The 24931-nt window shown below is 70.5% G+C and carries 22 protein-coding genes; 10 read left to right on the top strand and 12 right to left on the bottom strand.

What is annotated here, in order from left to right; translation table 11 throughout:
• The first annotated feature begins 270 nt into the window (after positions 1-270).
• Entirely contained in the window at positions 271-1332 is a 1062-nt protein-coding gene (locus LTT66_RS24915) for a hypothetical protein (RefSeq protein ID WP_233060883.1), read from the top strand.
• Here LTT66_RS24915 and LTT66_RS24910 read toward each other — a convergent pair.
• The 3 genes from LTT66_RS24910 to LTT66_RS24900 form a co-directional block, all read right to left on the bottom strand.
• On the bottom strand, positions 1299-2258 hold the full coding sequence (locus tag LTT66_RS24910; RefSeq protein WP_220135534.1) for a LysR family transcriptional regulator: 960 nt from the start codon (positions 2256-2258) through the stop codon (positions 1299-1301). The two genes, LTT66_RS24915 and LTT66_RS24910, sit on opposite strands and share 34 nt — an antisense overlap.
• Positions 2259-2686: 428 nt before the next feature.
• Positions 2687-4246 (bottom strand): flavin-containing monooxygenase, encoded by a 1560-nt coding sequence (locus tag LTT66_RS24905; RefSeq protein WP_233060882.1) that lies wholly within the window; start codon positions 4244-4246, stop codon positions 2687-2689.
• A 58-nt stretch (positions 4247-4304) separates the two neighbouring features.
• The gene (locus LTT66_RS24900; protein ID WP_233060881.1) at positions 4305-5537 is read right to left on the bottom strand and encodes a cytochrome P450 family protein; all 1233 of its coding nucleotides are present in this window, start codon (positions 5535-5537) and stop codon (positions 4305-4307) included.
• Positions 5538-5704: 167 nt separating this feature from the next.
• Between LTT66_RS24900 and LTT66_RS24895 the strand changes: the two genes are divergently transcribed.
• Positions 5705-7072: an MFS transporter gene (locus LTT66_RS24895; protein ID WP_233060880.1), complete on the top strand. Its 1368-nt coding sequence runs from the start codon at positions 5705-5707 to the stop codon at positions 7070-7072.
• Positions 7073-7272: 200 nt separating this feature from the next.
• Here the strand turns inward: LTT66_RS24895 and LTT66_RS24890 are convergent, their stop codons facing one another.
• Positions 7273-8394 (bottom strand): alpha/beta hydrolase family esterase, encoded by a 1122-nt coding sequence (locus tag LTT66_RS24890; RefSeq protein WP_233060879.1) that lies wholly within the window; start codon positions 8392-8394, stop codon positions 7273-7275.
• A gap of 215 nt (positions 8395-8609) precedes the next feature.
• Between LTT66_RS24890 and LTT66_RS24885 the strand changes: the two genes are divergently transcribed.
• Positions 8610-8765, top strand: a complete 156-nt coding sequence (locus LTT66_RS24885; RefSeq protein WP_233060878.1) for a hypothetical protein — start codon at positions 8610-8612, stop codon at positions 8763-8765.
• Positions 8766-8926: 161 nt separating this feature from the next.
• On the opposite strand, the gene LTT66_RS37125 is transcribed toward LTT66_RS24885, so the two are convergent.
• Positions 8927-9061, bottom strand: coding sequence for a hypothetical protein (locus LTT66_RS37125; RefSeq protein ID WP_269821969.1), 135 nt, complete (start codon positions 9059-9061; stop codon positions 8927-8929).
• A gap of 297 nt (positions 9062-9358) precedes the next feature.
• Here LTT66_RS37125 and LTT66_RS24880 point away from each other — a divergent pair, with 297 nt between their 5' ends.
• Entirely contained in the window at positions 9359-9898 is a 540-nt protein-coding gene (locus LTT66_RS24880) for a GNAT family N-acetyltransferase (protein ID WP_233060877.1), read from the top strand.
• Positions 9899-9905: 7 nt separating this feature from the next.
• Here the strand turns inward: LTT66_RS24880 and LTT66_RS24875 are convergent, their stop codons facing one another.
• The 3 genes from LTT66_RS24875 to zapE all read right to left on the bottom strand — a co-directional run bounded on the left by LTT66_RS24875 (position 9906) and on the right by zapE (position 12604).
• The gene (locus LTT66_RS24875) at positions 9906-10658 is read right to left on the bottom strand and encodes an alpha/beta fold hydrolase (protein WP_233060876.1); all 753 of its coding nucleotides are present in this window, start codon (positions 10656-10658) and stop codon (positions 9906-9908) included.
• A 66-nt stretch (positions 10659-10724) separates the two neighbouring features.
• On the bottom strand, positions 10725-11513 hold the full coding sequence (locus tag LTT66_RS24870) for a tyrosine-protein phosphatase (protein ID WP_233060875.1): 789 nt from the start codon (positions 11511-11513) through the stop codon (positions 10725-10727).
• A 74-nt stretch (positions 11514-11587) separates the two neighbouring features.
• Positions 11588-12604, bottom strand: coding sequence for a cell division protein ZapE (zapE, locus tag LTT66_RS24865; protein ID WP_233060874.1), 1017 nt, complete (start codon positions 12602-12604; stop codon positions 11588-11590).
• Positions 12605-12639: 35 nt separating this feature from the next.
• On the opposite strand from zapE, the gene LTT66_RS24860 reads away from it, so the two are divergent.
• The 4 genes from LTT66_RS24860 (at position 12640) to msrB (ending at position 16855) form a co-directional block, all read left to right on the top strand.
• Entirely contained in the window at positions 12640-13401 is a 762-nt protein-coding gene (locus tag LTT66_RS24860; protein ID WP_233060873.1) for a pyrimidine reductase family protein, read from the top strand.
• Positions 13402-13432: 31 nt separating this feature from the next.
• Complete coding sequence (locus LTT66_RS24855) at positions 13433-14989, top strand: alpha/beta hydrolase (RefSeq protein ID WP_233060872.1); 1557 nt, start codon at positions 13433-13435, stop codon at positions 14987-14989.
• An 82-nt stretch (positions 14990-15071) separates the two neighbouring features.
• Positions 15072-16415, top strand: coding sequence for a glycosyltransferase family 87 protein (locus LTT66_RS24850; protein WP_269821968.1), 1344 nt, complete (start codon positions 15072-15074; stop codon positions 16413-16415).
• On the top strand, positions 16412-16855 hold the full coding sequence (gene msrB, locus LTT66_RS24845; protein ID WP_233060870.1) for a peptide-methionine (R)-S-oxide reductase MsrB: 444 nt from the start codon (positions 16412-16414) through the stop codon (positions 16853-16855). Before LTT66_RS24850 ends, msrB begins: the two co-directional genes overlap by 4 nt.
• A 277-nt stretch (positions 16856-17132) precedes the next feature.
• Here the strand turns inward: msrB and hemQ are convergent, their stop codons facing one another.
• The 3 genes from hemQ to hemE form a co-directional block, all read right to left on the bottom strand.
• Positions 17133-17828: a hydrogen peroxide-dependent heme synthase gene (gene hemQ / locus LTT66_RS24840; RefSeq protein WP_233060869.1), complete on the bottom strand. Its 696-nt coding sequence runs from the start codon at positions 17826-17828 to the stop codon at positions 17133-17135.
• A 209-nt stretch (positions 17829-18037) separates the two neighbouring features.
• Positions 18038-19399, bottom strand: coding sequence for a protoporphyrinogen oxidase (locus LTT66_RS24835; RefSeq protein ID WP_233060868.1), 1362 nt, complete (start codon positions 19397-19399; stop codon positions 18038-18040).
• A 315-nt stretch (positions 19400-19714) separates the two neighbouring features.
• Positions 19715-20770, bottom strand: coding sequence for a uroporphyrinogen decarboxylase (hemE, locus tag LTT66_RS24830; RefSeq protein ID WP_181722098.1), 1056 nt, complete (start codon positions 20768-20770; stop codon positions 19715-19717).
• 219 nt (positions 20771-20989) lie between these two features.
• On the opposite strand from hemE, the gene LTT66_RS24825 reads away from it, so the two are divergent.
• Positions 20990-21541, top strand: coding sequence for a DUF3000 domain-containing protein (locus tag LTT66_RS24825; RefSeq protein ID WP_228782027.1), 552 nt, complete (start codon positions 20990-20992; stop codon positions 21539-21541).
• 137 nt (positions 21542-21678) lie between these two features.
• On the top strand, positions 21679-22917 hold the full coding sequence (locus LTT66_RS24820) for an HRDC domain-containing protein (protein ID WP_233060867.1): 1239 nt from the start codon (positions 21679-21681) through the stop codon (positions 22915-22917).
• 28 nt (positions 22918-22945) lie between these two features.
• On the opposite strand, the gene dxs is transcribed toward LTT66_RS24820, so the two are convergent.
• Entirely contained in the window at positions 22946-24844 is a 1899-nt protein-coding gene (gene dxs / locus LTT66_RS24815) for a 1-deoxy-D-xylulose-5-phosphate synthase (protein ID WP_181722101.1), read from the bottom strand.
• Positions 24845-24931 lie beyond the last annotated feature (87 nt).

Genomic DNA, 24931 nt, shown 5'->3' with positions numbered 1-24931 from the left:
TGGCGCGCGTCGGCGATCCGAGCGCGGACTCGCGGACGACGCCGTTCGGCCGGATAATGACCGATCAGATGCGTCGGCGTGATTTCCGGACAAACCGGGTCGCCGCGTAATCCGCCTGCGTGGGGGTATTTCCGGGGGCCTAGGCTGCTTCGATCAGGTCAAGGATCGGTGCGGCGCCGCCGATTCTTCGCGAGCCGCGGATGTCCAACTGGGCGGATAGAATCGTCCGGCCGAGTGCGAGCTGGGCCGATACGGGGAAGTGGGTACTGGATGGAGCACGGTCAGCAGACCGGCGAGTCGATCGGCGCGATGTTGTCTGGTATCGCGTCAGCTCTCCGAGAGGTCAGCGAGAAGCTGGACGCCGTCGCGGCCCGTATCGATGGTGCACAGGCCATCCAGGCCGTGGGGAGCGAACCGACGGTCGAGGGGCGGTTGGCCAAGCTGGAGGCGTGGGCTTTCCGTGCCGGACAGGATATTTCGGGTCTGGATACCCGGGTGGAGCGCCTGGAGTCCGGCGACGGCCCGGCACCGGAGGACCGGCAGCCGACCGCGGAGCGTTCGGCCGTCCCGTTGCCTCGGGCCGCCGGACGGTCGAACGCGCACCGGCAGGAGCGCGTCGGCACCGAGCCCGCGGCGGGCAAGAGCGATTCCCGCGAACCGGCGGGTGCCCGCAACGGCGCACGACCGCAGAGCACCCCTCGGGAGCCCGTGCACGCGGCGCCCGAATCGAATTCCGCTGCACAGACCGGCTTCACGCCGCCACGCGAACCCGCGCTGGAGCCGAAGGTCACCGCGGCACAGAGCTTCACCGCGCCCCGCGACTCCGCGTCGAACTTCACCTCCCCTCCGTCGCGTGAGCCCGTCCAGACCTTCACCCCACCGACGCCGCGGGAACCCCGGTCGCCCTTCACCTCTCCGCCGTCACGTGATCCGAGCACCGGGCAGCACGAGACGTTCACCGCGGCACGCGAACCCGCCCCCGCCTCGTACTCCCCCAGCGAGAACGCCGCGTACGAAAGTATCGTCGCGTCCGCCACCAGCGCGAATCACAGCGGCTCGGCGAACGGGGCGGCGCCGGACGCACCCGGCACGGGGCTCACCGGAGCGCACCGCGCCAGCGAGGAAGACCGCACGCCGGTCGAGAACACGCACGTGGACAAGCTGCAGGCCATGCTCGACGAGCTCAAGCGCACGGCGGCGGCCCCGCTGGGCCGCTCCGACCTCTTCGAGTCGCCGGGCGACTCGGCTTCGAACGGTTATCCGTCCGAGCGCACCGAGGCGCAGCGCAGGCCGGCCGACTACCGGCTATCGAGCCCGCCGCCGGTGTCCTGAACGACTTTGACGCGCCGCCGTTTCGGCGGAGCCGCCGCAGCCGAACGCAGCAGGATCTCCTGGACGAGATCGCGCAGCCAGCGATGCCCTCCGTCGGCGGTGTTGCGCGGATGCCACGCCATACCGATGGCGACTTCGGGCAGTGGCAGCGGTATCTCGAACGCGCTCAATCCGATCGCGGGCAGAGTGGCGGCGCTCAGCATGGCGGGCGCGGGGCAGATCAGGTCGCTGCCGCGCACCGCGAACAGCGCGCTGGTCAGGGTCGGCACGGTGGCCACCACCCGCCGGGTGCGGCCGTGCAGCGCGAGACGGTCGTCGATCGGGCCGTGTGACCGGCCGTTGCGCGAGATGCTCAGATGCGGCGCCGCGGCGTACGCGGCGACGGTGACGCGATCGGTGACCAGAGGATGATCGGCGGCGGCCACACCGATCACGCGGTCGGTGAGCACTCTGCGCACGGTGGTCTCCGGGTCGGTGTGGTCGATCACACCCACCTCGAGATCCACGCGTCCGTCGCGCAGCGCGGCGGTGCCCTCCAGGGTGTCGGGCAGGAAGCGCAGCGTCACGCCCGGCGCCTGCGCCCGCACCGCGGACAGCAGGGGCCCGGCCAGTTCGGTGAGTACCATGTCGCCGGCCTGCACCGCGAACGTCCGGCGCAGCGCCGCCGGGTCGAGCTCGTTGCGCGGCGTCAGCAGCGCGCGTCCCTGCTCGACCAGCGTGCTGACTTCGTAACGTAATTCCAGTGCCCGTGGCGTCGGCACCAAATTGCGCCCCGCGCGCACCAGCAAGGGGTCGCCGAGCACGCTGCGCAGCTTGGCAAGCGTCCGGCTCATCGCGGGCGGGGAGGTGTGTAGGCGCTGCGCGGCCAGCGTGACGCTGTTGGTGTCCAGCAGTGCGTCCAGGGCCACGAGGAGATTCATGTCCAGCGCTTCCACCCTTGGATTATCGCCAACGTAACCAGCTACTCCCGGCATTGCGGGGGTGACAACCCAGGGCGAGTCCCATCGCAGCGGCAACGCCGGAGAGGCGTCGCAGGAAAAGCGCCACTGAGCGCGATATCGCTTCGAGCCGCGTACCGCCCCCAGTGCCCAGCAGCCCCTCGACCTCCGTATATGCGCTGGACCGGGTGATCACGGCCCGCGTGGCCTTCCCATGGACAACCATGGAGACGGCACGCGGCGCCGTACTCTGCTCCGCTACCGGGCTGCCTTCCCGAACCGCCGGGCGACGCGGGGCGGATTCGGCAGTCGATGCAAGTGTGCACAGCGCCGCTCGGAATCAGCCGCTCGAGCCGGAGCCGACGCTGCGGATCGAACAATCGCTCCGTACGCCCGGACGACGGGCTCGCGGCGCCCTAGTGGCTGACCCGCCCGCTGTCGCCCTCGTACGGAAGCAGTTCCGCCTCGATCGGGGCGGCCGGTGGCGCCACCGGCCCGGCTCCGGGCTTGCGCCGGGTGGCCAGCCCTCGGTAGGACTCCGGCTTCACCCGCCGGAAGACCTGCGCCGCACGGGTGCGCAGCGGCAGCCGGAACTTCAGGTCGGCGAGCATCTCATCGATGTTCTGGATGGAGAAGGGGGTGACGGCGGTGCCGCGCGCGTGGCGACCGTGCGTGCGTTCCTCCATCCAGCGCAGGCGGGCGTCGATCTGCTCGGCGAGTTGCTCGGCCGGTGGCAGGTCGATCCTGCCGGTGAGCAGCGCGGCGGTCCAGTGCGCCGCGACTTCGGCGTTCAGCGTGCTGATCACCGACGAGTTGTAGCCGGCGAAGGTCAGGTTCGGGACCTCCAACGGCAGGATCTGGCGGTGCAGGCGGAAGTTGCCGTGCTCGTCGGTCAGCCTGCGCTGGACGTACGGCGTGAGGAAGGGCACGCGCTGCTGGAAGCCGGTCGCGCACACCACGACGTCGGCCTGCAGTACCTGCCCGCTGGACAGCCGGACCCCGGGCGCGGCCTTGGGCCCGCCGCCCAGTTCGGTGATCGTGGTGTCCCGGTGCACCGTGATGTGCCCGTTGGCCACCTGCTCGTAGAAGCCTTCGGTGGTGAGGCTGACGGTGCTCTCGGCGATCTCCTCGAACCGGCCACCGGGCACCAGACCGAGTTCGCGCAGGTGGGAGTGCTTGGTGGCGAGTTCCTGGATCAGATCGAAGTTGCTGATCCGCACCGATTCGCCCGGGCCGTCCAGGAAGCGATCCATCCAGCGCGGCCGTAGGTAGTGGAAGTGCGCCTCGCCGAAACGGGTCAGCATCAGCCGCTCGTAGTCGATCACGCGCGCCAGCTTGCGCGGCATCTTCCAGAACAGCCGCCGGGCCACCACCGAGGTGGACGCCGCGACCTCGCTCACCGCGGTGGCGATATCGCAGGCGGACTTGCCATAGCCCACCACGACGACGGACTTGCCGCGCACCGATTCCAGATCGGTGAACTCCGACGAGTGGCACAGCCGCCCGCCGGCCGCGCGGAACCAGTCGGCGCCGCGGTAGTCCGGCATCGCCGGTTCGCTGAACACACCGTTGGCGATCACCAGGTGATCGCACGAGGCCCGGCGCACTCCACTTTCGTCGCGAATTTCCAGCAACCAGCCACTGTCGACCGGATCGGCGGCGACCACCTCGGTGCGCAACCGCAAATGCTCGGTCAGCCCGAAGTGCTCGGCGTAGGCGGCCAGATAGGCCTGCATGTGCTGTCCGTCGAGGACGCGCGGGTAGTCCGCGGGCATGGGGAAGTCGGAGAAGTGATACGTGTCCTTGGAGTTCTGCGCTTGCAGTCCCGGGTATCGCCGGGTCACACTCCACACGCCACCGACATCGGGTGTGCGGTCGAACACCTCGACCGGAAAACCCGCCTGTTTCAGCACTTTCGCGCAGGCGAGACCTGCGATACCCGCACCGACGATCCCGATGCGGCTTCCGCTTGTCATGCGCAGGAGATTACGTCGCCAGCGGCGCGCAGCAAAGTCGGTCGACCGAATCCGCTCGTCAGCGCACCGCGGGCGCACGCACCGCAACGACGGGAAGCTCCTGCAGACCGCGGATCAGGATGCTCTCGCGCCACCGCAGATCCACGTCGCCGACGGCGGGCCGCAGCAACGGATAGCGCCGTGCCAGCCTGGTGAGCGCCACGCGGGCCTCGAGCCGGGCCAGCCCGGCGCCGAGGCAGTAGTGGATGCCATGACCGAAGGCCAGATGGCCGTTCGCGCCACGGTCCGGATCGAACGTGGCGGGCGCCGCGAACTGCCGTTCGTCGCGATTGGCCGACGCGACCGAGACCAGCACCAGTTCCCCCGCGGGGATGACGCTGCCACTCAGCGGGACCGGCGCGGTGGTGTAACGCAGGGTCACCGTATTGACCGGTCCGTTGTAGCGCAGCATCTCCTCCACCAGTGGTGTGGCGCTCGTGGGGTCGTCGCGCAGAGCCCGGTAGCGGGACGGATCGGCCAGCAGTTCGAGCACGGTGTTGCCGATCAGGTTCACCGTGGTCTCATGGCCCGCGATCAGGATCAGGAACACCATCGAGATCAGTTCGTCGTGACTGAGGCGGTCGCCTTCCTCGGTGGCGAGCAGCAGTTGCGAGATCAGATCTTCGCCCGGCCCTTCCTGCCGTCGCCGGGCGACCAGTCCGTCGAAATAGCCGACGATGGCGTCGGTGGCGGTGCGCATGGCCTCCGGTGTGGACATGGCGGTGTCCACGACGGCCGCCGACCATTCCCGGAATCGCGCGCGGTCCTCGACCGGCACGCCGAGCAGTTCGCAGATCACCGTGATGGGCAGCGGGAACGCGTACTCCGCGAGCAGGTCCACCGGCCCGGTGCCTGCGGTGCGGTCGAGCGCGTCGAGCAGATCGTCCGCGATCGCCACGACCCGCGGTGCGAGGGCCTCCATGCGGGCGGGCGCGAACGCCGGAGTGACGAGTTTGCGCAGCCGCGAGTGCTGCGGCGGGTCGGCGTTGAGCAGATGGTGGCTCAAGCGCTGGTTGGCCGACGCGACGCCGCTGTTGCCCGCGGCCGCTTGCCGCGCGTGAGCGCCCGCCGGGGTGTGCGGGTCCTTGCGCACGTCCGGGTGACGCAGCACGTCCTTGGCGGCCTGGTAGTCCACCACCAGCCAGGCGCGAACGCCGGTGCGCAAGCGGATCTGATGCACCGGCCCCTCCGCGCGCAACTGCCGGTAGAAGGCATACGGCGTGCGAAAGAAATCCGCTGGCAGCTCTCTCATCCGGCCGGCTCCCTACGTTGGCGACTGTTGTTGCGTCCCTTCGATACTGACATCGGACACGGATCACGGCCAGGGTGCGCGGTCGGATCATCCGGCCGATCGACGTGGCCGATCGCGGCGTCGTGGTTCGGCGCGCGCCGTGGTCACGCTCCGGCTACCCTGCGCCAATGAGTCCGATCGCGCCCCTGTTGCGGCGCGCCCGCATCGCGAACTCCTTCGCGTTCGGCTTGCAGGGCTTCTTCTTCGCCGTGGTGCTGACCGAGTTGCCGCAGCAGAAGGAGCGTTTCGGCCTGTCGGACGAGGTGATCGTCGTCTCGGTGGTGTTCGTGTCGCTGCTGGCGGGCGCGGGCAGCGTCGTGGCGGAGCGACTGGCGCTGCGCCGGTCGAGCCGCGACGCCGTGCGGATCGGGCTGTTGCTCGTCGCCGTCACCGGCTCGGCCGCGGCGTTCGCGCCGAACGCCGCGCTGCTGGTGGCCACGCTCGGCTGCTACGGGATCGCGGTCGGCATCGTCGACGCGAGCACCAATATGCAGGCGGTGTTCATCCAGCGCGGGTACGGGACGTTCATCCTGTCGTCGTTCTACGCGGCGTGGAGCGCCGGATCGATCACCGGGGCACTGTTCGTCTCGGGATGCGAGGCGCTGGGGGTGACGCTGCGCGTATCGCTGCTCGCGGCCGCGGCGATCGTGTTCGTCCTCGGCTCGGCGCTCGGACCGCACCTGCTCGGCGTCCGGGACGCGGAGACGAGTCACGCCGAAACCGGGGCGACTTCCGAGTCCACCGCGACCGAGGGAACCACTGAACCCGACGCGACCAAGACAACCCGGGCAACCGCCGAACCCGGCGTGACCAGGGCGAATACCGAAACCACCGCCACGGCGACCCGGGCGACCGCCGAAGGAGGCGCGCCCAAGGCCACCCATGTGACTGCCGATCCCGGGGCGACCGTCGCGCTGCGCGCATATCTGGCGTTCGGGGTCGCCATGGCGCTCGTGTTCGCCGTCGATCTGGCGGTGGGCAACTGGTCGGCCCTGTACCTCACCGACGACCTGCTCGCCACTTCCGCGACCGCCGCGCTCGCCTTGGCCGCGTATCAGGGCACCTCGCTGCTCGCCCGGCTGGCCGGTGATTCGCTGGTGCGCCGCTTCGGTCCGCGGAGGGTGGTGCGTGTCGCCGCGAGCACCGGGGCGTTGGGGCTGGCGATCGTGGTGGCCGCGCCGAGTCCGGTGATCGCGATCGCCGGATTCCTCGTGGCGGGTGTCGGCCTGCCCGTGATCGCGCCGCTGTGTTTCAGCGCGGCCGGGCAACTCGCCACCGGGCGGCGGCTCGATGCGCTGATCGCGCGCCTCAACCTGTTCAATTACGCGGGAACCCTGCTCGGCGGCGGCGTGATCGGCGCGGTCGCGGCGAGCTTCGGTCACCGGATGGGCTTCGTCCTGGCCTCGGTCTTCGCCGTCCTCCTGATCGCACTCGCCCGTGTCTTCCGCTCCCACCGGGTGGCGAGCGCGCCCGCACGCCTCGCCCCGGGGCGTTGAACGCGTCCGCGCTGTGGCGCCTGCTCGACGACAGCCGCGACGGGCTGTCGGACGTGCCGCCGGGCCGCTGGAGCATCGACGGCTCTACGACCCGGGCCCGGCCGCCGAGAGCGAGGCCTACAGGTCCTGCGGGCGCGTAGGCCCACGTCGTCGGGCGTTCGGCCGGTGTCCAGGCACAGTGCTCGGTCCGGAGACGGCCATCAGCGACGCAGGGGGCCTTCCAGCGGATGGGCACGGAAGAAGTCCCACATGATCCGGTTGGCGCTGATCGACGTCGTGGTGGTGCCGACCAGCGGCACGGGCGAGGCGACGGACGGGTTGCCCGGCCACGTGTGCCCGCCATCGACGATCGAGTAGAGCTCGACGGCGCCTCCGGGCGGGCACGGGTAACTCGCCAGCGTCACGTCGGCAGTGATCTGCCGCTCGGCTGGATCGGCTACGCACCCGTTCCGGCGTGCCCATGCCCCCGCCTGAGCCGGGATGGTGTCCGGTCCCGGTCCCTCGATCACCGGACGGCCCGTCCCGGCGTCCGGCGCCACGACCGAGCCGGAACCGTCGGGCTTCGGCAGGAACCTGGCGTTCGGGCCGGTGCCGCCGGTGTAGGCGACGATCGGGTCCGCGGTGCCGTGGAACGCGACAACGGGGACGGGACGTTCGGTACGGCACCACGCGAAGTCCTGCAGGCCGGCCACCGGAGCGATCGCCGCGATCCGGTCCGAGAGCTGACATGCCAGCGAGGACGTGGTGAAAGCACCCATCGACAGACCGGTGACGTAGATGCGGCGCTCGTCGACGCACAGCGACGACTCGACATGCGACATCAGTTCGGACAGGTAGGCGACGTCACCACTGGCCTCGCCGAAATCCCAGCGCGGCAGGCCCGGTTGCTCCAGCTGCGGGGTGATCGTCACGAATGCCTCCGCGGCGCCCAGCTCGCTGATCCCGCTGCTGAGGTGTTCGATCGCGGCGGGCTCGAGGTAACCGTGCAGATCGAATACGACGGGCACGGGGCGCCCCTGGGCGGCGCCCGGCAGGTCCTGGATGTAGCTGCCGGACTTCTCGCCCGCGGCGAAACGCAGCGTCGATCGCCCCGGCGCGGGCGCGGGCGCGGCGCAACCCGCGGAGGCGACAGGATCAGGCGACGAGGTCTGTTCGTCGGCCCGCGCGGCGCCGTGGCCCGGGGTGAGGACCGCTCCGATGGCGACGACGGTCGTGGCGATCACGGCCAGGCGGAGCGGCACGCTGACCCGCCGCCGTTCGCCGCGCGCGCGACCGACCCGCCGCACGGGCTCGGCAGCCGGAAAAATAATATTCTTGAGCATGAGAAGCATGTTTGCACCGGTACGTGGAAGTCGGTGCCGCTTCGTGATTTTCAGCAGGCTCGGGAAACGTCGACGACGCCCGCGGCGGCCCGGCGGCCGCCCGAGTCCCTGTCGCTGCGGGGTGGACAGACAGCCGAATCCGTACCGGCATGGCAGGACAGACAGCCGAATCCGTACCGGGCGGGCGGACATGGCGCCGAAATGCCCGGCGGCCCATGGACGTGACCCCCGCCAGCAGCATCGCTTCGGTCGAGTGCACCATCGCGCGCAACGCACCCGGTCGGGCGCTCGACGAGATCGTCGAGGTATCGGTCGAGATCACGAAAGAAGAGGTCACGGCGACCGCGCCCGGAGGCGTCGAGTCATCCTGAGGATCGAACGCCTCGGATTCGGCGACGATCAGTGCGGACGGAAGCAGGACGATGGCCCGCACTCCGCCGTAGTCGGATTCGCTCAGCCGTACCGAGATGCCGTGCCGCGCACCGAGCCGCGCGACCACGAACAAGCCGAGCCTCGGAGACCGCGGCGCCGGTCAGCAGGAGTCGCGGGGCTGGCGCGCCGCGGTGTCGGCCGCCTGTCGCCGGGCCTGCTTGTTCTGGTCTCCCCAGATCGCTACCACCTCGCTGTTGACCTGATCCGCGGCCGACCGCCAGTCCGCGATGCTCATCGGCAGCGCAAGCGGGCCCTTGCTTCCCCCGCACCCGGGCAGCGGTCAGGCTTCCCGGCTTCGGTTGCTCGCCTGCCGGCCGCCAGAGCGAAAGGAGCCGCTCCTGGTCGACGGCGAGCACCAATTTCCCGGCGGGGCCCGGCTTCGTCTCCAGGGTCTCGGCGAAATCCCCGGCATGCTCTCCCGAGCGAACGAGCGCGACCGCGGTGGCCACGCCGACGACCATCGAAACGAGGCTGGGTACGAGCGCGATGGCGAGAATCCGTGCCTTCAAAGAGAATATGCTCTGATGGAGGCATGAGCCACCTCCCAGTCATCGTCGACCGGGCCGGACTGTGGGACGCCGAGGCCCTCAGCGACGTCGCGGCGGCGACTTTTCCGCTGGCGTGTCCTCCGGAGGCGACGCCCGACGACATCGATGTCTTCGTCAGCGACGTGTTGTCCGGCGAACGCTTCGGCGAGTATCTGAGTGATCCCGCCCGGATCGTGCTCAAGGCAGTCGCGGAAGACGAGATCGTCGGTTACGCGATGCTGGTCGCGGGCGACCCTGCCGACCCGGCGGTGGCCGAATCCGTCGGGCTGCACCCGGCGCTGGAGATCAGCAAGATGTACGTGCTGCCCGGCCGGCACGGCACCGGCGTGTCCACCGCACTGATGCTGGCCGCGCTGGACTGGGCGCGCGCGGAGGGGTATCCGGGTGTCTGGCTGGGCGTCAACCAGCAGAACGTCCGGGCCCAGCGTTTCTACGCCAAACATGGTTTCACCGAGGTCGGCACGAAGACGTTCACCGTCGGCGCCCAGCTGCATCACGACTACGTGCTGCGTCTGGTCTTCTAGGCCGGACTCACCGCAGGAAATCGACCAGCGCGGTGTGGAACGCGGGCGCCACCACCGCCATCAGATGATCACCCGGCACCACCGCGAGAGTGCCGTTCGGCAAGGCCGCGGCCAGGCGCTGCGGCTCGGCGGCGAACGGGTCGCTATCGCCGGCCAGCACCAGGGCGGGCACGGTGATGTCCGCCAGGGTCTCGATGGGACGGGCGTCGAGACCGGTCGCCACCGCGTGCATGGCCGCCACGTCGGCCCGCACCGCGTCGGCCAGCACCCGGAACATCTTCGCGGTCGGGGAGGCGGCCGCGCCGTCCCCGGTCATCGCGGCCTGGAGATCGGGCAGGTCGATCACGCGCCGGTCGACGCCGCCACAGTCCAGCACGCCCGACCCGATGCCGCCGACGGCCAGGCGCCGCACGCGCGCGTCGGTGGCGGCCACCATCAGCGAGATCACCCCGCCCATCGAGTACCCGACCTGCACGACTTCGTCGAAACCCAGCTCGTCGTAGAGCGCTCGCACGTCCCGCGCCATGGCTTCCCACGAGTAACGGTGCGCGTCGTGCGGCTTGCCGGAACGGCCGTGGCCGCGCGCGTCCAGGGACACCACGGTGTGCCCGGCCGAGTGCAGGGCGCCGACCACGCCGGTGCTCATCCAGTTCGCGTTGGTGTCCGCGACCACCCCGTGCTGCAGAACGACCGGAACGCCCGCGCCCTCCCAAACCCGGTAATTGAGTTCCAGGCCGTCCCATGTCTCAAACTTCGTCATGCCGGGATCGTAGTGGACGTCACGGTGGCGGACGGCCGAAGTGGACGCTCCCCCGAGACGCCGCGCTCAGCCGAGCAAACGCGCTCGCAGGGCGGCGACCTCGCGGTCGTCGAGTCGCAATCCGTCCCGGACATAGGCGCCGAAACTGCCGTAGGTCCGATCCATCTGGTCGAAGGCGGCGTCCAGCCAGGACCGCTGCACGCCGTTCAGCGGATCGTCCGCACGCGCGTCGCGGTACCGGTTGGACAGCAGGTAATCCTCGGTGACGGTGGCGCGATCGACACCGAGCAGGGTCAGCAGCACGGCGGCCGTCCAGCCGGTGCGGTCCTTTCCCGCGGTGCAGTGGAACAGCACCGCCCCGTCGGCGCCGATGATGTCGCGCAGCACGGAGGCGAACGCCTCGTTCGCGCCGGGCGCGGTGAGGAACGCGCGGTAGAGCCCGTCACCCCCGGTGAGTGTGGTGGCGAGGACCTCCGGCGGAGCCTGGCCGATCACGTCCGACCAGTGCGCCGTCGCGCCCTCGGGCATCCGGTCCGGTCCGAGCGCGCGCTCGTAGACCGTGCGCAGGTCGTGCACGGAGCGAACGCGGCGGTCGGTCAGCGCGGCCACATCGCCTGCGGTCGCGTTGTTCAACTGCCCGGTCCGGTACACCAGGCCGGTGCGCACGATCCTGCCGTCACCCGTACGGTATCCGCCGATGTCGCGGGCGTTCTGCACGCCCTGCAAGTGCAGCGAGGGATCGGCGACGACGGCCGGTGCCGCGGGCCGGTCGGCGAGTGCGGCACCGGCGACCGGCCCGAAGGCGATCGCCAGACCGGCCGCCATGGCCACCGGGGCGCGGAAACGAGAGGTCATACCAGTCTTCCGATCATCGGGTCTGCGGTGCTTCCATGCGTCGCTGCTGCCGAACCGCCACGAGCGAACCCGCGCTAGGCCGCGACTTCGAAGCGCGACAGCGCGAGCAGGCGCGAGATGGCGCGCAGATACTTCTTGCGGTAGCCGCCCTCGAGCATCTCGGCCGAGAAGATCTCGTCGAGCTTCGCGCCCGATACCGTCACCGGGACGCTCGCGTCGTAGAGCCGGTCGGCCAGCACCACGATGCGCAGCGCCACGGCCTGATCGGTGACCGGGTGCACGTTCGAGACGAACACCGACGAGACCCCGGAGATCAGCGCGCCGTACTTCGACGGGTGCAGCGTGCTCAGGTGCTTGAGCAGCGCGTCGAACTCGTCGAGGGTGGAGCCCGGTGTGCCCGCCGCCCGTTCGGCCAGCAGCTCCGGCGCGGTGGGCTCCGGCGCCGGGGGCAGATCACGGTGACGGTAGTCCGGCCCGTCGACGCGCACCGCCTCGAAGATCGCGCCCAGCTTCTTGATCTCGCGCAGGAAATCCTGTGCGGCGAAGCGTCCTTCGCCGAGCTGACCGGGCAAGGTGTTGGACGTGGCGGCGATGGACACACCGGCCGCGGACAGTTCGGTGAGCAGCCGGGACACCAGCATGGTGTCGCCCGGGTCGTCGAGTTCGAACTCGTCGATGCACAGCACGCTGTTGCCCGAGAGCCGCTCGAGTGCGTTGGCGAAACCGAGCGCGCCCACCAGGTTGGTCAGCTCGCCGAACGTACCGAACGACTTGGGCGCGGGCGAGCTGTGGAAGATCGAGGCCAGCAGGTGGGTCTTGCCGACGCCGAACCCGCCGTCCAGATACAGGCCGGCGCCACTGATCTGCTTCCTCTTGCCGAAGAAGCTCTTCTTGTGGACGGCCTTGCTGATCTTGGCGACCTGCCCGGCGAACTCCTCGGCCTTGCCGACCGCGGCCGCCTGGCTGGGTTCCTTCGGATCGGGGATGTAGGAGGCGAAACTCACCTCGTCGAACATCGGCGGGGGCACCATTTGGGCGACGAGTTGATCGGCCGGGACCTCCGGGTGACGATCGACGAGGCGTTCTTGCATGGACGAAGCCTAGAGACGTGGTGTGATCTGGTCTCATGCAGCGTAGCCACAATGCGATCCAGCTCACAGGGCTCAGCCCGGACGACCTCGCGCAGTTGTACGCGTTTCCCACCGACCGCGACGCGCCTTGGGTGCGCGCCAATTTCGTCTCCAGTATCGACGGCGCCGCCACCAGCGGGAACCTGACCGAAGGGTTGGGCACGCCGGCCGACCGCACGGTGTTCATGCTGCTGCGGGAACTGGCGGAGGTGATCGTGGTCGGCGCGGGCACGGCGCGCGCGGAGAACTACGGCGGTGCGCGCACCGATCCGGCGCGCAGGCGCGCGCACCACGAGCGCGGCATCGGCGGGCATCCCAACGGCGCACCGCCGCCGATCGCGGTGGTCACGGCGAGCGCGGCGATCGAACCCGGCGCGCGCCTGCTCACCGACACCCAGGTGCCGCCGTTGATCATCACGACGGCCACCGCGCCCGCCGACCGCAAACAGCGACTGGCGGACGCGGGCGCCGAGGTGATCGAAGCGGGTGACATCGTGGTGACACCCAGCGGCTTGCTGCGCGTGCTCGCCGAGCGCGGCCTGCTGCGCGTGCTGACCGAGGGCGGCCCGCACCTGTTCGGCGAACTGCTGGAGGCCGACGTAATGGACGAGCTCTGCCTGACCACCGCGCCGCTGCTGGTCGGTGGCGCCGCGCGGCGAATCTCGCTGTCCGCGCACGAGTTCCGCCTCCGCATGACCCGCGCGCACGTCCTGCTGGACGACGACGGCACGATGCTCACCCGGTGGGCCCGTCGATGAAAGAACCGCCCGAACCTGGCAGGCTGTAGCAATGCGCTGGACTCGGGCCGCCGTGCTTGCCGCCACTCTCTCGATCGTGACCGCCGGTTGCGGCGCGGGACCGTCGGATCGTCCCGGCGTCGCGGTGCAGCGCCCGCCCGTGGCGGGCACCGCGACGACCTCCGCCGCGCCTGCCGCGCCGCCGAGCGCCGAACTGCCCAGGACCGACCTCAGCTGGCGGGAGTGCACGCAGCCGACCCTGGACGAGCTCGGGCTCGGCCCCGCCCCGGCTGGGCTCGTGCTCGACTGCGCCGAGTACTCCACCCCGATCGACTCGAACGGCGCCGTGCTGGGCAACTTCCGCGCCGGCGCGATGCGGGCCCGGCTGCCGCAGACGCCGACCGATGTGCCGCCGCTGGTGCTCACCTCCGGTTCGGATCGTTCCTCGTCGGCCACCCTGGCCGGTTTGGCCGCCGGCCCGGCCTCCGCGCTGCTGGCCGCACGCCCGATCGTCGCGGTGGACCGGCGCGGCATCGGCACCTCGCAGCCGATCGATTGCCTGCCATCGGAGATCCGCCGCGGCTTGGCCGACAATGCCCAGTCCGGTCCCGGCGAGGGCGACCCGGTGGCCCGGATGGTCAAGCTGAGCCAGGACGGCACCATCGCCTGCCGCGACTTCCTACAGCCCTACGAAGGCACCTTCGACGCACCGCACGCCGCCGACGACATCGAGCAGTTGCGCAGGCAGTGGCAGGTCGAGCACATCACGCTGCTCGGCACGGGCAACGGCGCGAAGGTCGCGCTGAGCTACGCCCGCAAATACGGCGACCACCTCGCCCGGTTGGTGCTCGACTCCCCCGAGCCGGTCGGAACGGACGCCGTGACCCGCGCGGAGCAGACCGTGCAGGGCGCCGAGGCGGCGTTGACGGCGTTCGCCCAGCGCTGCGTCGGCCTCGGCTGCTCGCTCGGCGCCGACCCACGCGCCGCGGTCACCGATCTGGTGAACCGGGCCGGGAGCGGCGGGCTCGGCGACATTTCGGCGAACGCGTTGCTGACCGCGTTGTCGGGCTTCCTCGGCAGCCCGCGGGCCGACCAGGTCAGCCGGGTCGCCGAACTGTCCGATGCCCTCGCCGCGGCGGGACGCGGCGATCGCGGGGCGCTGAGCAACCTGATCACGCGCGAAGCCGCGGCCACCGAGAACGACGGCCAGTTCGTCAACCGGTGCACCGACATTCAGCAGCCGCCCACGCCGGACAAAGCCACCGAACTGTCGAGCACCTGGGCGGGCAAGTACCCCGTCTTCGGCAAAGCGGCGGCCATCGCCTTGATGGAGTGCGCGGCCTGGCCGGTGTCGACCGCGCCCCCGCTGCCGGAGAAGCTCGGTATTCCGGTGCTCGTGCTCGGCGGGGTCGCCGATCCGGTGGTCGGCAACGCCGGTCAGTCGTCGGTGACCGGCGCGCTCGGTGCGGCGGGCGCTCGTTACGCGGCGCTGTCCTGGCAGGGCTTCGGCCATCCGGTGGCCACGCACTCCGCGTGCGCGCAGCGGGCGGTGCTCGACTATCTGAAGGACGGCAAACTTCCCGCGGACGGCACCGCCTGCCCCGCCTGAACTCGGCGCCGGGAGCCGCTGGAGCGACGCGTCAGGCAGGTCCCGGCAACCACCGGTAACCGATCCGGTGTACCGTGCCCCAGTGTTCCTTCGACAGCTCGAGCCCCGCACTGCTCGCACCACCGCCGAGGTGATCAAGTTCGCACTCTGGCCGCTGGCGGTCATGACGGTGCTGAACCGGGTGTTCATCAAGGCTGTCAACGGCTTCATCACCGATGATTACAAGCCGGTCTACCAGGCGTCCCTCGACTTCCTGAACGGGCGCCCGGTCTACACCGCGAACTTCGACTCGGTGGACCCGCATTATCTGTACCCGCCCAGCGGCACCCTGCTGATCGCGCCGATCGCGGCCATCGACTACGAGAAGTCGCGCTGGCTGTTCATCGGCCTGAACGCGATCGCGATCCTCGTCGCGTGGTACCTGCTGCTGCGGCTGTTCCGGTACACGCTGAACTCGGTCGCCGCGCCCGCGCTGCTGCTGGCGATGTTCACGTCCGAGACCGTGATCAACACGCTGGTGTTCACCAACGTCAACGGCTGCGTGCTGCTGGCGGAGCTGATCTTCATCCACCTCCTGCTGAAACGGCGGGACCTCTGGGCAGGGGCCGCGCTCGGATTGAGTATCGCGGTCAAACCTACGCTGGCCCCCTTGCTGTTGATCGCGCTGGTGCGCGGGCAATGGAAGGTGTTCGTGACCGCGCTCGGCGTGCCGCTGGCGCTGACGGCGATCGCCTGGCCGCTGTCGAAGGACCCGGAGAAGTTCCTCACGCGCACCGCGCCCTACATTTTCGAATCCCGCGACTATTTCAACAGCGCGATCGTCGGCAACGGCGAGTACTACGGCCTGCCGCCGTGGCTGACCTGGGGCATGCGCGTGGTGCTCGGCGTGCTCGTACTGATCTCGCTGTGGTTGCTGTACCGCTACTACCGCGAGGACGAACTGTTCTTCGTCTGCACCGCCTCCGGCGTGCTGCTGACGGCCTCGTTCCTGCTCAGCTCGCTCGGGCAGATGTACTACTCGATGATGCTGTTCCCGTTCCTGATGACGGTGGTGCTGCGCAATTCGGTGCTGCGCAACTGGCCCGCCTGGCTGGCGATCTTCGGGTTCATGAGCTACGACAAGTGGCTGTCGGACCGCTGGCAGCACATCGGGCGCAACGTGGAGTACCTGCGCATCACCTTCGGCTGGGGGCTGCTGCTGATCGTCGTGTTCTGCGTGCTCGGCGAGCGCTATCTGGCCGCGCGACGGGAAGGCCGGCTGCCGTTCGGGCTCGACCCCGCCTGGATGGCGTCCGCACCGGACTCCCGCGACGGCGCGCCGCGACCACCCGCCCCGGCGACCGAACCCGCTTTCGCTGCGGACACTTCCCGGCCACACAACGGTTCGGCACCCCTGGAGCAGAATCGTATTAGCGTGGAGCCATGAGTTTCGAAGCCGAGACCTCCCTCCCCGCGCCGCGCATCCAGCTCTCGCCGCAGGAATGGCGGTCGAAGCTGGACCCCGAGGAATACGCGGTGCTGCGCGAGGCTGCCACCGAGCGGCCGTTCACCGGCGAATACACCGACACCACAACCGAAGGCGTCTACGTGTGCCGGGCGTGTGGCGCCGAACTGTTCCACAGCGCCGAGAAATTCGACTCGCACTGCGGCTGGCCCTCCTTCTTCGATCCGGCGGCGTCCGACGCGGTGATTCTCCGGCCGGACGACACGCTCGGTATGCGCCGGGTCGAAGTGCTGTGCGCGAATTGCCACAGCCACCTCGGCCACGTGTTCGAGGGCGAGGGGTACAACACGCCCACCGACAAGCGCTACTGCATCAACTCCATCGCCCTGCGGCTGCACCCCTCGGACAGCGCAGCGGAGTAACAGCCCGACGCTCACCGCAGCGTACGGAGTTCCAGCGCGCGGCGCATGCCCCGAAAACTCTGGGCAAGCGGCCTCGGGGTGACCGGCCCTCCTGCCGCGGCGGCCTGCGACGCTCACCGCGTCGGCCGCCGACCAGGCGGAGCCGTCAGGCAGACCGGGCAGCCGAGCTGGGTAGGCCGATCTCCCGCGCCGGAATGCCCGCCGGCATCGGCGGGGCCGCTACCGTCGGCCTACCGACCGGCAACCGAGCGCGACAAGCGAATTCCCCGCCTGCGCCTCAGGGCAGGGCGGCGATCAGTTTCTCGATCTCGACGCGGGGGCCGGTGAAGAACGGGATCTCTTCGCGCACGTGCTTCCGGGCGTCGGTGGCCCGCAGATCGCGCATCAAGTCGACGATGCGGTGCAGCTCGGGCGCCTCGAAGGCCAGGATCCATTCGTAGTCGCCGAGCGCGAACGAGCTGACGGTGTTGGCCCGCACGTCCGGATACCCACGCGCGGCCTTGCCGTGTTCGGCCAGCATCCGGCGGCGCTCCTCGTCGGGCAGCAGGTACCACTCGTAGGACCGGACGAACGGGTACACGCAGATGTAGGCCCCCGGGTCCTCACCGGCCAGGAACGCCGGGATGTGGCTCTTGTTGAACTCGGCCGGACGGTGCAGCGCCGCGTTGCTCCAGACCGGCGCACTGGCCCGGCCCAGTTCGGTGGTGCGGCGGAAATCGGCGTAGGCCGCCTGCAGGTCCTCGACGCGTTCGGCGTGCGTCCAGATCATGAAATCCGCGTCGGCGCGCATCCCCGCCACGTCGTAGATGCCGCGCACCACGACGTCGCGGTCGGCGAGACCGTCGAAGAACGCCTTGGCCTCCTTCGTCGCGGCGGCCCGGTCCTCGCCCAGCACTCCGGGCTGTACCTGGAAGACCGAGAACATCAGGTAGCGGATGGTGGAGTTGAGAGCCTCATAGTCGAGTCGCGCCATAGCACCATCGTGCCACTCGCCCGGCGCCACGTGATCCGCCGGGCAGGCACCGGAACGCCGCCCGCTCTCCTCGAACGTCGCGGCACTCGGCTGAGCGCGCGCGAGCACAAGAAATTCGCGGCCGCGCCGACCATCGGCCTGTGGACCGGTCGGCGATCGCCCTCGGTGGCCGCATCGGGCCGTGCGGATTCGCCAGGGGCCGAAGTAGCTCAGCGCGCGGAGTTCGCGCCGAGTCGCGCGACGATACGGCTCGCCGCGGCCGCACCGGAGGCGACGCACGCGGGTACGCCGACGCCGTGCAGGTACGCACCGGCCACGGCCAGGCCGTCGAGCGTCGCGACCTCGGCTTCGACGGCCGCGATGCGGGCGGGGTGGCCGGGCGCGTACTGAGCGAGACCGCCCGGCCAGCGCTGGACGACCGCCGCGACCGGCTCGATGGCGACCCCGGTGACGGTGGCCAGGTCCTCGCCGGCTGCGGTGACGAGTTCGGAATCGGGCCACGACAGCACAGAGTCGTCCCCGAACTTGCCGAAGGAGACTCGGACGAGGGCTGTCGCGCGCTGCGCGAGATGCGTCCATTTGCGGCTGGAGAGGGTGAACGCCTTGGCGCGCAGCGGTTCTCCGGTGGCCACCAGGATGCCTGAGTTGCGCGGCAAGTCGGTCTCGCGTGGCAGCGCCAGTGCGACCACGACCGACGAGGACAGTTCGACGCCCGCCAGTTCCGCCGCCGCGGCGGGGGCGATGGCCTTCAGCAGCCGTGCGGTCACCGGCGCGGGGGTGGCGAGCACTACCGCGTCGACGGCGCCGATCGGGTCGACCACCCAGCCACGCAGACCCTTGGCCAGGCGCGTCCCCGGTGTCGCGGTGACGAATCTCGCACCGGAGCGCTCGGCGAGTGCCTCGAGCAGCACCCGGTAGCCGTCGCGGATTCCGCCGAAGACCGGCGCGTTCGACGGCGGCGGCAACGCGGCGCCGACGGCGGCGGTGAGGCTGGGCGCACCATCGTCCAGCGCGGCGGCCAGCGTGGGCAGCGCCGCGCGGACACCGATGGAACGGGAACTGCCCGCGTACACCCCGCCGAGCAGCGGATCCACGCTGCGCTCGGCGACCTGCGCGCCGAACCGGTCGGCGACCAGGCTATAGACGTCGACATCGGAACCGGGCTCCCAGGTCAGGGGCCGATCGGGCTCGGCGGCAATCCGGGCCAGCGTGGCGTCGTCGACCAGCCCGCGCATCGACTCGGCATTCGCCGGGACACCCATCAGTGTGCCTTCCGGCATCGGATGCGCCGATCCGGACGACCACACCAGCGGCCGCAACCCGGCGGGGGTCACCAGCTGCGACTCGAGCCCGAGTTCACGCAGCAACGCGGGCACTTCCGGCCGCCGTCCGACGAACGCTTCGGCCCCCAGATCCAGTGGCTCCCCGGCCAATTCACCGGTGTAGAGGATGCCGCCGACCCGCTCGGCCCGATCGAGCACGAGCACGTCGGCTTCCGATCCGAGCGCCGTCCGCAACCGATACGCGGCCACCAGCCCACTGATCCCGCCGCCGACCACCGCGATACGCATGCCTCGACCGTATCGCGTGCCGCGGACATGAACATCGAACGGTCGGCGCCGTATGACCAGCGGCACACGACGACCGGCGTGGACTGGCTCGGCCTGTCGATCTGCCGTCGGGCGCGACTCGCGCGCTTGCCCAGCTCAGTGCGTCGACACCCCTCGGCAACGCTGTGTGCTCGCCGATCACCGGCCACGCCCGACGCAACGTCAGCGCACCCGCCGTCCGACCTCTGCGACCTACCGAGCAGCGGCGCGCCGACGTCGAGCAGTCGGCGCGCCAGCTGTGGCGCCGCCCCGAACCTGGTCCCGCGTTCCTCGCACTCAGAGTTCGTGGACGAGCTCCACCAAGGCGGTCAGCACGCCCGGATCGGTGTCCGGGAGCACCCCGTGGCCGAGGTTGAAGATGTGCCCGGTCGCGCCGAGCGTGATCGCCTCGTCCGCTTCCCGCACGATCCGCCTGGCCTGCGCCTCGACCGCCTCGGGCCCGGCGAACAGCACGGCGGGATCGAGATTGCCCTGCAACGCTTTTCCGGGCCCGACGCGGCGGACGGCATCGGTCAGCGGCACCCGCCAGTCGACGCCGACCACGTCGGCGCCCGCCTCACCCATGGCGCCGAGCAGCTCGCCGGTGCCCACACCGAAGTGGATCCGCGGCACGCCCGCGTCGGCGATCTCGGCGAACACCCGCTCCGAATGCGGGAGCACGAACCTGCGGTAGTCGGCCAGCGAGAGCGCGCCGGCCCAGGAGTCGAACAGCTGTACCGCGTCGACACCCGCCGCCAACTGAGCCTGCAGGAACGCGATCGTGATGTCGGTGAGCACGCCGAGCAATGCGTGCCAGGTCTGCGGGTCGGCGTACATCATCGCCTTGGTGCGCTCGTGGTTCTTGCTCGGACCGCCCTCAACCAGGTAGGAGGCGAGGGTGAACGGCGCGCCCGCGAACCCGATCAGCGGCGTCTCCCCCAGCGCGTCCAGCAGCAGGCGCACGCCGTCGGTGACCGCCCCGACCTCCTCGGGACGCAACCGGGGCAGCGCGCGCACGTCGTCGACGGTGCGCACGGGCGCAGCGACCACCGGCCCCACGCCCGGCACGATGTCCAGATCGATTCCGGCCGCTTTGAGCGGAACGACGATGTCGGAGAACAAGATCGCGGCGTCCACCCGATGCCTGCGGATCGGCTGCAAGGTGATCTCGCACACCAGCTCCGGATCGAAGCAGGACTCGAGCATCCCGATGCCCGCCCGCACCTCGCGGTATTCGGGCAGCGAGCGTCCGGCCTGGCGCATGAACCACACCGGACGCCTGCTGGGCGTCGCGCCGGTAGCGGCGGCCAGGAACGGGGCATCGGTCAACCGGCGGCGGGTTTGAGTGCTCATCACGGCTATCGTATGCGGGCCCGCCCGCAGGGGCGGACGCGGAGGCGGCGGAGATGACCGCGCAGTCGCCGCATCGCCTGTAGCGGCGCGCCTCCGACTGCGCCGGGTGCACAAGGTCTACCGTCAGCATTCGTGACACCGCTCGACTTCCGCGACGGCGCCGCACCGACCGAAGGACCTCATGGCGAGCCAGCTCAATTTCGCGCCGCGGTCGAGGCGATGGGCACCGCTACCGTGCACCCTCGGATCGAGCTCGCGCCCATCCGGCCGCCGCAACGACTCGCACCGTACTCCTACGCCATCGGCGCGGAGGTCGCACATCCGGAAACCCCTGTGGTACCGGCCGATTCCGAAGGCGACGCGTTCGGCAGGCTGATCCTGCTGCACGACCCGGACGGCGACGACACCTGGCACGGCACCCTACGTCTGGTCGCCTATATCCAGGCCGACATCGACGCCGCGCTCGCCACCGACCCCTTGCTGCCCGAGGTGGCGTGGAGCTGGCTGGTGGACGCGCTGGAGTCGCGGACCGAACCGTTCACCGCGCTCGGCGGCACGGTGACCTCGACCAGCTCGGTGCGCTACGGGGATATCGCCGGTCCGCCGCGCGCCCACCAACTGGAACTACGCGCCTCGTGGACGCCCGTCACCACCGACCTGCGCCCGCACCTCGAGGCGTTCTGCGAGGTGCTGGCCTACGCGGCGGGGCTGCCACCGGCCGGGGTGACCCAGCTGCAGGTACCACCCGGGCTGTCCGGCGATCACCCCTGAGTACGTCCCTGGCATGACGTGACCTGCGCCGGAACAGCAGTTGCCCCCTCCGGCGGCATGCCGGGCCCGATCCGCCGACACACTTATGCGGTGATAGGACGGCGGCGCCCTGGAGTCGGCACGTAAAGTTCATCACCATGTCCGTACCAGACGAATCCGAAGCCTCGGCCGCGACGCCCCTGCTCGCGCCGGTGGAGGGCGTGCCACCGGTACTGGACACCGCCGCCGAGATCAGCGCGGCCGCCGCCCGGCTGATCGCGGGCACCGGGCCGCTGGCCGTGGACGCCGAGCGTGCCTCCGGGTTCCGCTACTCGGCGCGCGCGTACCTGATCCAATTGCGCCGCGCGGGCGCGGGCACGTTCCTCATCGATCCCATTCCGGTCACCGACGCCCTCGCCCCGCTGGCCGAGGCGATCAACGGACTCGAATGGGTGCTGCACTCCGCGGACCAGGACCTGCCCGGTCTGGCCGAACTCGGCTTGCGTCCGGCCCGGCTGTTCGACACCGAATTGGGCGGGCGCCTGGCGGGTTTCGAACGCGTCGGGCTGGCCGCGATGGTGGAGCGGCTGCTGGGCCGTGCGCTGCGCAAGGGGCACGGGGCGGCCGACTGGTCCACCCGGCCGCTGCCCGCCGAATGGCTGAATTACGCAGCCCTGGACGTGGAATTGTTGCTCGAACTGCGCGACTCGGTGGCCGCCGCTCTCGACGAGCAGGGTAAGTCGGATTGGGCCGCACAGGAATTCGAGCACATTCGCACCTTGGATCCGCCCGCGCCGAAGGCCGAGCGCTGGCGGCGCACTTCGGGCATCCACACGCTGCGCCGCACCAGGCAGCTCGCGGTGGTGCGCGAGCTGTGGACCACCCGGGACGCGCTGGCCCGCGCCCGTGACGTGGCGCCCGCTCGCATCCTTCCCGACGCCGCGATCATCGCCGCGGCGGTCGCGGAACCGAAATCCATCGCGCAGTTGCGCACGCTGCCGGTGTTCGGCGGTCCGCGGCAGCGCCGGTACTCCCGCGAATGGCTCGCGGCGATCGAGCGCGGCCGCACGCTGGAGGACAGCGAGCTGCCGCCGCTCACCCAGCCGTTCGACGGTCCGCCGCCGGTCAACCGCTGGGAGCGTCGCGACCCGGCCGCGGCGGCCCGCCTGACCAGGGCACGAGCCGCCATGGGCGAGCTGTCGACCGAGCACTCGATCCCGGTGGAGAATTTGCTCGCGCCGGACCTGGTCCGCCGCCTGTGCTGGGACGGGCTGCCCGACTACGAGGTGGCCGAACCCTCCGCGGTCGACGGGTTCCTCAAGTCGGGGGGCGCCCGGCCCTGGCAACGGGAACTCGCGGTACCGCTGCTGGCCGTCGCGCTGCGGCCGGGGGACTAGGACCCGGCCCGGCGGTTCGGCCGCGGCGTCAGCGGGCGGCCAGCCATCCGCTGATCCGCCGGGCGATGTCGGGGCCGGTGAGGCCGAGTTCGGTGTGCACCTCGCCGCGCGAGGCATGGTCCAGGAACTGTTGCGGCACACCGAGATCGCGGGTGGGGACATCCAGCCCGGAGTTGCGCAGGCGAGCCGACACCGTCGAGCCGATGCCGCCGTGCAGCCCGCCGTCTTCGAGCGTGACGACGAGCCGGTAGTTCTCCGCGAGCTTCAGCAGGGTGTCCGAGACCGGCAGGACCCAGCGCGGGTCGATAACGGTGACCGAAATACCTTCGGAATCCAGCAGGTTCGCCGCTTCCAGGGCCGCGCCCGCGAATGATCCCACCGCGACGAGCAGGACGTCGCCGTGCACCGCCTGCACCGAGCCGCCCTCCGGCTCGGCCATCCGCAGCACATCGATGCCGTCCAGCCGTTCCACCGCGGAGATGTCCTCGGCCACACTGCCTTTCGGGAAACGCAGCGCCGTGGGCCCGTCGTTGACGGCCAGCGCCTCGGCCAGTTCCTCGCGCAGGGTCGCGGCGTCGCGCGGAGCCGCGACCCGGATACCGGGGATGATCCCGAGGACCGACAGATCCCACATGCCGTTGTGGCTGGCGCCGTCGGAGCCGGTGATGCCCGCGCGGTCCAGCACCACGGTGACCGGTTGTTTCAGCAGCGCCACGTCCATCAGCAACTGGTCGAAAGCGCGGTTGAGGAACGTCGAGTAGATCGCCACCACCGGATGCATGCCGCCGAGCGCGAGCCCCGCCGCGGAGGCCATGGCGTGCTGTTCGGCGATGCCGACGTCGAACATCCGGTCGGGGAAACGCTCCCCGAAGGCGGCCAGCCCGGTCGGGCCCGGCATCGCCGCGGTGATGGCGACGATGTCGGCGCGACGCTCGGCCTGCGCGATCAGCTCCTCGGAGAACACCGACGTCCAGCCGCGCGCCTTCGGACCGCCGACGGGGACGCCGGTCAGCGGATCGATGGGGTCGCAGGCGTGCATCTGGTCGGCGACGTGATTCTCGGCCGGCGCGTAACCGCGGCCCTTCTGCGTTACCGCGTGCACCACGACGGGGCCGCCGAAGTCCTTGGCCCGGCGCAGCGCCGCCTCCAAGGCGACCACGTCGTGGCCGTCCACCGGCCCGACGTACTTGAGGCCCAGGTCGCTGAACAGCTCCTGCGGGCTGACCGCGTCCTTGATGCCCGCCTTCACCGCGTGCACCATCGAGTACGCCGACTCGCCCACCCGGGGGATGCTCTTCAAGATGCGCTTGCCCGCGTCCAGCGCGTGTTCGTAGGCGGGCTGGGTGCGCAGCGCCGTGAGCCGTTCGGCCAAGCCGCCGATGGTGGGAGCGTAGGAGCGGCCGTTGTCGTTGACCACGATGACCACCGGGCGGTCCGGGGCGGCGGCGATGTTGTTGAGCGCCTCCCAGCACATGCCGCCGGTGAGCGCGCCGTCGCCGACGACGGCGACCACGTGCCGGTCCTGCCCGCTCAGCGCGAACGCCTTCGCCAGACCGTCCGCGTAGGACAGCGCCGCCGAGGCATGTGAGGACTCCACCCAGTCGTGGGCGCTCTCGGCGCGGCTCGGGTAGCCGGACAGGCCGCCCTGCTTGCGCAGCGAGTCGAACTGGTCCTTGCGGCCGGTCAGGATCTTGTGCACGTAGGCCTGGTGCCCGGTGTCGAAGATCAACGGGTCGGCCGGTGAGTCGAAGATCCGGTGCAGCGCGATGGTGAGCTCGACCACACCGAGGTTGGGGCCGAGGTGCCCGCCGGTCGCGGCGACTTTGCGCACCAGGAACTCGCGGATCTCCTCCGCCAGCTCGCGCACTTGCGGCACGGTCAGCCGGCGCAGATCATCGGGTGTGTCGACCCGGGAAAGCACTCCCACCTGAACTAGCTCCCTCCGGATAGCGCATCTGATCCAGATCAGTCTACGGAGCGGCGGCCGACGCTCCCGCACGAGAACGGTCACACC

The sequence above is a fragment of the Nocardia gipuzkoensis genome (genome assembly GCF_021183645.1).
In the GTDB taxonomy this organism is placed as follows: Bacteria; Actinomycetota; Actinomycetes; order Mycobacteriales; family Mycobacteriaceae; genus Nocardia; species Nocardia abscessus.
The sequence above is the reverse complement of the archived record's forward strand: the minus strand, read 5'-3'. Positions and strand labels throughout refer to the sequence as shown.

Coding starts and splice junctions, on each gene's coding strand:
- LTT66_RS24915 (WP_233060883.1), top strand. CDS start 271: ATGGAGCACGGTCAGCAGACCGGCGAGTCGATCGGCGCGATGTTGTCT.
- LTT66_RS24905 (WP_233060882.1), bottom strand. CDS start 4,246: ATGACAAGCGGAAGCCGCATCGGGATCGTCGGTGCGGGTATCGCAGGT.
- LTT66_RS24900 (WP_233060881.1), bottom strand. CDS start 5,537: ATGAGAGAGCTGCCAGCGGATTTCTTTCGCACGCCGTATGCCTTCTAC.
- LTT66_RS24895 (WP_233060880.1), top strand. CDS start 5,705: ATGAGTCCGATCGCGCCCCTGTTGCGGCGCGCCCGCATCGCGAACTCC.
- LTT66_RS24890 (WP_233060879.1), bottom strand. CDS start 8,394: ATGCTCAAGAATATTATTTTTCCGGCTGCCGAGCCCGTGCGGCGGGTC.
- LTT66_RS24885 (WP_233060878.1), top strand. CDS start 8,610: ATGGACGTGACCCCCGCCAGCAGCATCGCTTCGGTCGAGTGCACCATC.
- LTT66_RS37125 (WP_269821969.1), bottom strand. CDS start 9,061: ATGAGCATCGCGGACTGGCGGTCGGCCGCGGATCAGGTCAACAGCGAG.
- LTT66_RS24880 (WP_233060877.1), top strand. CDS start 9,359: ATGAGCCACCTCCCAGTCATCGTCGACCGGGCCGGACTGTGGGACGCC.
- LTT66_RS24875 (WP_233060876.1), bottom strand. CDS start 10,658: ATGACGAAGTTTGAGACATGGGACGGCCTGGAACTCAATTACCGGGTT.
- LTT66_RS24870 (WP_233060875.1), bottom strand. CDS start 11,513: ATGACCTCTCGTTTCCGCGCCCCGGTGGCCATGGCGGCCGGTCTGGCG.
- zapE (WP_233060874.1), bottom strand. CDS start 12,604: ATGCAAGAACGCCTCGTCGATCGTCACCCGGAGGTCCCGGCCGATCAA.
- LTT66_RS24860 (WP_233060873.1), top strand. CDS start 12,640: ATGCAGCGTAGCCACAATGCGATCCAGCTCACAGGGCTCAGCCCGGAC.
- LTT66_RS24855 (WP_233060872.1), top strand. CDS start 13,433: ATGCGCTGGACTCGGGCCGCCGTGCTTGCCGCCACTCTCTCGATCGTG.
- msrB (WP_233060870.1), top strand. CDS start 16,412: ATGAGTTTCGAAGCCGAGACCTCCCTCCCCGCGCCGCGCATCCAGCTC.
- hemQ (WP_233060869.1), bottom strand. CDS start 17,828: ATGGCGCGACTCGACTATGAGGCTCTCAACTCCACCATCCGCTACCTG.
- LTT66_RS24835 (WP_233060868.1), bottom strand. CDS start 19,399: ATGCGTATCGCGGTGGTCGGCGGCGGGATCAGTGGGCTGGTGGCCGCG.
- hemE (WP_181722098.1), bottom strand. CDS start 20,770: ATGAGCACTCAAACCCGCCGCCGGTTGACCGATGCCCCGTTCCTGGCC.
- LTT66_RS24825 (WP_228782027.1), top strand. CDS start 20,990: ATGGGCACCGCTACCGTGCACCCTCGGATCGAGCTCGCGCCCATCCGG.
- LTT66_RS24820 (WP_233060867.1), top strand. CDS start 21,679: ATGTCCGTACCAGACGAATCCGAAGCCTCGGCCGCGACGCCCCTGCTC.